Source organism: Mesorhizobium sp. M7A.F.Ca.AU.002.02.1.1 (genome assembly GCF_003998535.1).
Lineage (GTDB): Bacteria > Pseudomonadota > Alphaproteobacteria > Rhizobiales > Rhizobiaceae > Mesorhizobium > Mesorhizobium ciceri.
In genome coordinates this window covers 1-5,632 of sequence record NZ_RZPB01000408.1, presented here as the reverse complement: position 1 = coordinate 5,632, position 5,632 = coordinate 1, and the positions used below count along the sequence as shown (strand labels likewise).

Genomic DNA, 5,632 nt, shown 5'->3' with positions numbered 1-5,632 from the left:
ACAGATGCGGCCTCGAACACTGCGGTCAGGATACCGAGCCGACCTTGCATAAGATTTCGTCCGAGGTTGGCCGCAAGCTCAGCGAAGTCCGGTCCCATCACCACGCCGAGATTGGGCGAAGGCGGCGGCCCCGACGCGCGCAACTGTGCGAACCACGCCTTGGCGGCGTCGGTGTCGTCTTGCCATGCCAGCATGCGGAAGCTGGCCGGTTCGATCGCCTCGCGCGTCGCACCGGCTGTTAGGAGAAAGCTCGTCGCCGGCGTTCTCGCCCAGGGAAGCGGATAGTGCGGCTCGCCTCCAGACAGCACGACGTCGTATGTGGCAAACCTGCCGCCTGGCTTCAGCACGCGCCGAATCTCGCTGTAGAGCAGCGTCCGGTCAGAGATGTTCATCGCCACGTGCTGCAACAGCACCGCGTCGAAACGGCCATCGTCGAATGGGAGCTCCAATGCGCTGGCGGTCTGGAACGACAGCTGCCCGCTCTGTCCCGTGCGCTCGGTCAGATAGCGCGCGGCATCCACGAAAGGCTCGCTGAGATCCACGCCAGTAACCCGGCAGCCATAGGTCGCAGCCAGAAAGCGCGCCGGCCCACCGACGCCCGAGCCGACGTCCAGTATCGACATGTCGGCAGCGATCCCCGCCAATTGGGCAAGCTCGGCGGTGGCAGCTAGCCCACGGGTGTGAAACTGGTCGAGAACGCCCAATTGTTGGGGCGTGAGGAGCTGGTCCTCCGGGCCGAGGGCAGCCAACACCGTCTTCAGCCGCTCGGTCAGGCCCGTCGCGCGATAATGGTCGCGTACCCCTTCAAGTTCATCGGTCATCGCATGATGTCTCCTAGGTTCAGCTCATACCTAGGCCCACTTCCATAATTCGACTACCCGGCGTAATAACAACAACCTATGAAGCAGAACTACACAGTCCGACATGGTGCGCTGGAGGGCATCGAGGCGTTCCTGGCTGTCGCCAGGCACCGCAACTTCCGCCGCGCCGCAGCGCAACTCGGCGTGACACCGTCCGCCGTGAGCCAGGCGGTGCGCGCGCTGGAGGCACGCATGGGTGCGGCGCTGTTCGTCCGCACGACACGGAGCGTCGGCTTGACCGAGCCTGGCCAGCGGTTCCTCGATCGTGCCGGCCCTGCTTTCGAAGAACTCGTCGCGGCCGGCGAGGCCGTGCGTGACATCGGCCAACGGCCGACCGGTCTGCTGCGCCTGTCCGTGCCCCGCGCTGTCGTGCCGTTGATCCTGGAGCCGATGATCGCGTCGTTCTGCCGGGCTTACCCCGAGATCGAGCTGGAGATCGCCGCGAGCGACGAGATGGTCGATCTCGCGGCCGGCGGGTTCGATGCCGGCATCCGTCTCGGCCAGTTCATTGCGGTCGACATGGTCGCGGTGCGGCTAACCCCATCGTTTTCGTTCGTGGTCGTCGGCAGCCCTGACTATCTCAAACGCCACGGCCGCCCCGAACGCGTCGACGATCTGCGCAACCACGCCTGCCTGCGCTTGCGCCGTTCGAATGGCGCCATAGCGCCCTGGGCTTTCGTCGACGGCAACGAGACGATCGAGGCGATGCTCTCAGGCCCGCTGATAGCGCACGATTATCCGACATTGCTCGGGGCCGCGATGCGGGGCGTCGGGCTGGCGCAGACGCCTCGACCAATCGCTGAAGCTCCGATAGCCGAAGGTAAACTGGACCCGATGCTGGACGGCATCGCCGCCACGACGCCGGGCGTCTTCCTGTATCATCCCGGCAAGCGCCAAGTCCTGCCGAAGCTGCGCGCCTTCATCGACCACCTCAAATCCGCGGCGTGAGATGTCGGAATCCGGCCCCCTTGCGGTGGTCTCGCTACTGCCGGCGTCGGGCGAGATTGATGCGGCGTGAGTGTCGCGTCTCAACTCGATCCCGCAGAGCACATGGCTTTGATCTCCAGCTACGCCGGCGCACCGGCGACTGACCCTCTCACCACCAGGTCGACCGGCCAGACCTCGCCTCGCGCGCCCTCCTCCAGTCCTGAAATCCGTGCCGCCAGCCGCTCGGCGACACGGGCGCCGGCGAGACGGATCGATGAACGCGTCGTCGACAGCGGCACCGAGAAATTCTCCGGCCTCAGCCAGGGGAAGACATCGTCATGGGCGATCAGCGAGACGTCGCCCGGGATGCTCAAGCCGAGGTCGCGCACCGCACGCACGACGCCCAGCGCCATGATCAGGCTGGAGCAGGCGATCGCCGTCGGCGCGTCGTCCCCTTCCAGCAAACGCCTGGTGGCGCGGTAGCCGTTCTCCTCGGTCATATCGACCGAGCAGACATGGCGTTCGATCAATGTCAGTCCGCTCGCGGCGAGTGCCCGGCGCACGCCGCGTTCGCGATGGATGGCGAAGGTCTCGCGGCCGTCACCGTTGATCAGCGCCAGCCGCCGATGACCGAGCTGGATCAGCAGCCTGGCCGCTTCGTGGAAGGCGCCCTCATTGTCGATGTCGGTGAAGGCGTAGTCGAAATCGAAGCCCTCACTGCGGCCATGGACGATGAAGGGAATGCCGAGCGTGTTGACCAGCGCCACGCGCCGGTCAGCGGGCCTTGGAGAGGAGATATAAACAGCGTCGACCTGCCGGTTGGCGACGATGCGCCGGTAGGTCGTCTCCTGGTCGTCGGCGTCGGCCGGCGACAGCACAAGGTCGAGCTCGTGCGAGCGGGCATAGTCGCCAAGGCCGGACAGGAACTCGACGAAATGCGGATCGATGTCGACGGACGCACCGGTCGGCAGGACATAGCCGATCATGCCGGTCTTGCCGGTCGCCAGCCGGCGCGCGCTCGGGTTGGGCCGATAGCCATGGCGCTTGGCGGCATCCATGACACGCCTGCGCGTCTCCTCGTTGACCTCGGGATAGCCGTTCAGCGCGCGGCTTACCGTGGTTTGCGAAAGTGCCAGCATGTGGGCGAGCTGCTTGAGGTTCACGAAAGTCTCCATTCCCTCAAAGCGCTTTTAAATTGAATCGACCCAAGTGCCACCGGGGCCGAGCCATACGAAGCCCAACCATAGACGCGGTTTGGGCATGTTTGAAACAAAAATTGCTGCTGCACTGCCATAATAGCATGCTGCGACGCACTTTTAGGGCGAAAATGCGCGAACCTAAATCGATTGATTCGCCAGCCTCTTGACTTCCCCGCGATTCAATGGCGTGATCGAAAAAGCCAAAGCGCTTTGGAAGACTCTTCGAAAGGTTGCGGTTCCTTTCCGACTGAGTCACAGTCCTGCGGCGTCGGCGGGCGGAATGGAGGTTCCGTCCGGTGTGTGAGACCCACTGGGAGGAATACCGATGAAGAAAATGCTTTTGCTGGGTGCTGCGTTTGCCACGTTCGCCCTGAACGCGCCCGCGCAGGCCGAACTGAAGTTCAAGCCCGGCGAAGACAAGCGCTTCAACTGGGCGAACTACGAAGAGCTCAAGAAAGTCGACCTCAAGGGTGAAACGCTGTCGATCTTCGGACCGTGGCGCGGCGAGGACGAAGGCCTGGTGCGCGGCGTCCTCGACTATTTCTCGGAAGCCACCGGCGTCGAGATCAAATACTCCTCCTCGGAGAATTACGAGCAGCAGATCGTCATCGACACGCAGGCCGGCAGCCCGCCGAACATCGCCGTGCTGCCGCAGCCGGGCCTCATCCAGGACCTGGCGTCGAAGGGCCTTTTGACGCCGCTCGGTGACGACACCGCCAAATGGGTCAAGGACAATTACGGCGCCGGCCAGTCATGGGTCGATCTCGGCACCTTCAAGGACAAGGACGGCAAGCCGGGCTTCTTCGCCTTCCCTTACAAGGCCGACGTGAAGTCGCTGGTCTGGTACTCGCCGGACAATTTCGAGGAAGCCGGCTACAAGGTGCCGAAGACCCAGGAAGAACTCGCCGATCTCGAAAAGAAGATCATCGCCGATGGCGGCAAGCCGTGGTGCATCGGCCTCGGCTCCGGCGGTGCCACCGGCTGGCCGGCAACCGACTGGGTCGAAGACCTGATGCTGCGCACCCAGCCTCCGGAGGTCTACGACAAATGGGTGAAGAACGAGATCCCGTTCAACGATCCGGCGGTGGTCAACGCCATCGACATTTTCGGCAAGATCGCGACCGACGACAAGATGGTCGACGGCGGCGCCAAGGCGGTTGCGGCGACCGACTTCCGCGACAGCCCGAAGGGCCTCTTTTCGGTGCCGCCGAAATGCTACCTGCACCACCAGGCATCGTTCATTCCGACCTTCTTCCCGGAAGGCACCAAGGTCGGCCAGGACGCGGACTTCTTCTACTTCCCGCCCTATGCCGCCAAGCCTGAACTGGGCACGCCCGTGCTCGGCGCCGGTACGCTGGCGATGATCACCAAGGACAGCAAGAGTGCGCGCGCGTTCATCGAATTCCTGAAGATGCCGCTCGCCCACGAGATCTGGATGGCCGAGGGCGGCTTCGTGACGCCGCTCAAGTCGGTCAACAAGGATGCCTATGCCAGCGACGCGCTGAAGAAACAGGGCGAAATCCTCGCCAATGCCTCGACTTTCCGCTTCGACGGTTCCGACCTGATGCCGGGCAAGATCGGCGCCGGCGCCTTCTGGACCGGCATGATCGACCTGGTCGGCGGCAAGTCGGCACAGGACGTCGCCACCGACATCCAGAAGAGCTGGGACGCCATCAAGTAGACGGCTGGCACGTAGACGACCAACCATTCTCGCACTGGATTCGGACCGTACCGGCCCGGATCCGACGGCGGCCCGTGCCGCAGCCTTTCGTCATGAGCGCATTGACATGAAGCGCGATCGGCAATGTGCGCAAGCCGCCGATGACGCGCTCCAAACAACTGAATCGGCGCCTGGTCCCCGTCACCAAGGTCATTCCTTGTCGGGTCATGCGCAGGGGGAGAGGGACCCATGGCGGCTCAGATTTTCTCGGCCATATTCGTCATCATCGTCGGCGTCGGCGGTTGCGTCGCCTATTTCTGGGGCGCCAACAAACTGGTCGACCTGATATTCCCGTCACGCGGCGTCGCCGGTGCCGCGGCCATCGACAATCTACGCCGGCAAGGGTTGGTCCGCCCATGGCTGTTCGTCGGCCCGGCGATGATCATCCTCACCATTTACCTGATCTATCCGGTGGTCGAGACGCTGCGGCTGTCGTTCCTCGATCGCGGCGGCATCAGTTTCGTCGGCCTGGCGAACTATGAATGGGCGTTCGGCGACCGCGAGTTCCGCAACTCGATCCTCAACAACATCATCTGGCTGGCGGTGGTGCCGGCCGCCTGCACCTTCCTCGGGCTGATCATCGCCGTGCTTACGGACAAGATCTGGTGGGGCACGATCGCCAAGAGCCTGATCTTCCTGCCGCTGGCGATCTCCTTCGTCGGCGCCAGCGTGATCTGGAAATTCATCTACGAGTATCGGGGCGAGGGCCAGACGCAGATCGGCATCCTCAACGCCATCATCCAGCATTTCGGCGGCCAGCCGCAGGTCTGGATATCGCTGCCGTTCTGGAACAATTTCTTCCTGATGATCATCCTGATCTGGATCCAGACCGGCTTTGCCATGGTCATCCTGTCTTCCGCCCTGCGCGGCATCCCCGAGGAAACGCTGGAAGCCGCCGTCATCGACGGCGCCAATCCGTTCCAGAT

Annotated in this window: 5 protein-coding genes; 3 read left to right on the top strand and 2 right to left on the bottom strand. The window is 63.5% G+C overall.

The window, feature by feature from the left end; all coding sequences use genetic code 11:
* The coding region (locus EN879_RS22555) for a class I SAM-dependent methyltransferase (protein WP_164774522.1) at positions 1–821 on the bottom strand (821 nt) is incomplete at its 3' end.
* A gap of 78 nt (positions 822–899) precedes the next feature.
* Here EN879_RS22555 and EN879_RS22550 point away from each other — a divergent pair.
* The gene (locus EN879_RS22550) at positions 900–1,808 is read left to right on the top strand and encodes a LysR family transcriptional regulator (RefSeq protein WP_127274252.1); all 909 of its coding nucleotides are present in this window, start codon (positions 900–902) and stop codon (positions 1,806–1,808) included.
* Positions 1,809–1,927: 119 nt separating this feature from the next.
* On the opposite strand, the gene EN879_RS22545 is transcribed toward EN879_RS22550, so the two are convergent.
* On the bottom strand, positions 1,928–2,950 hold the full coding sequence (locus EN879_RS22545; RefSeq protein ID WP_013528260.1) for a substrate-binding domain-containing protein: 1,023 nt from the start codon (positions 2,948–2,950) through the stop codon (positions 1,928–1,930).
* A 361-nt stretch (positions 2,951–3,311) separates the two neighbouring features.
* Here EN879_RS22545 and EN879_RS22540 point away from each other — a divergent pair, with 361 nt between their 5' ends.
* Together EN879_RS22540 and EN879_RS22535 are read left to right on the top strand one after the other, a co-directional pair.
* A complete protein-coding gene (locus tag EN879_RS22540) occupies positions 3,312–4,667 on the top strand; it encodes an ABC transporter substrate-binding protein (protein WP_013528261.1) in 1,356 nt (451 codons plus the stop codon).
* A gap of 228 nt (positions 4,668–4,895) precedes the next feature.
* Positions 4,896–5,632, top strand: a 737-nt coding sequence (locus EN879_RS22535) for a sugar ABC transporter permease (protein ID WP_164774521.1), incomplete at its 3' end; no start/stop codon positions are given.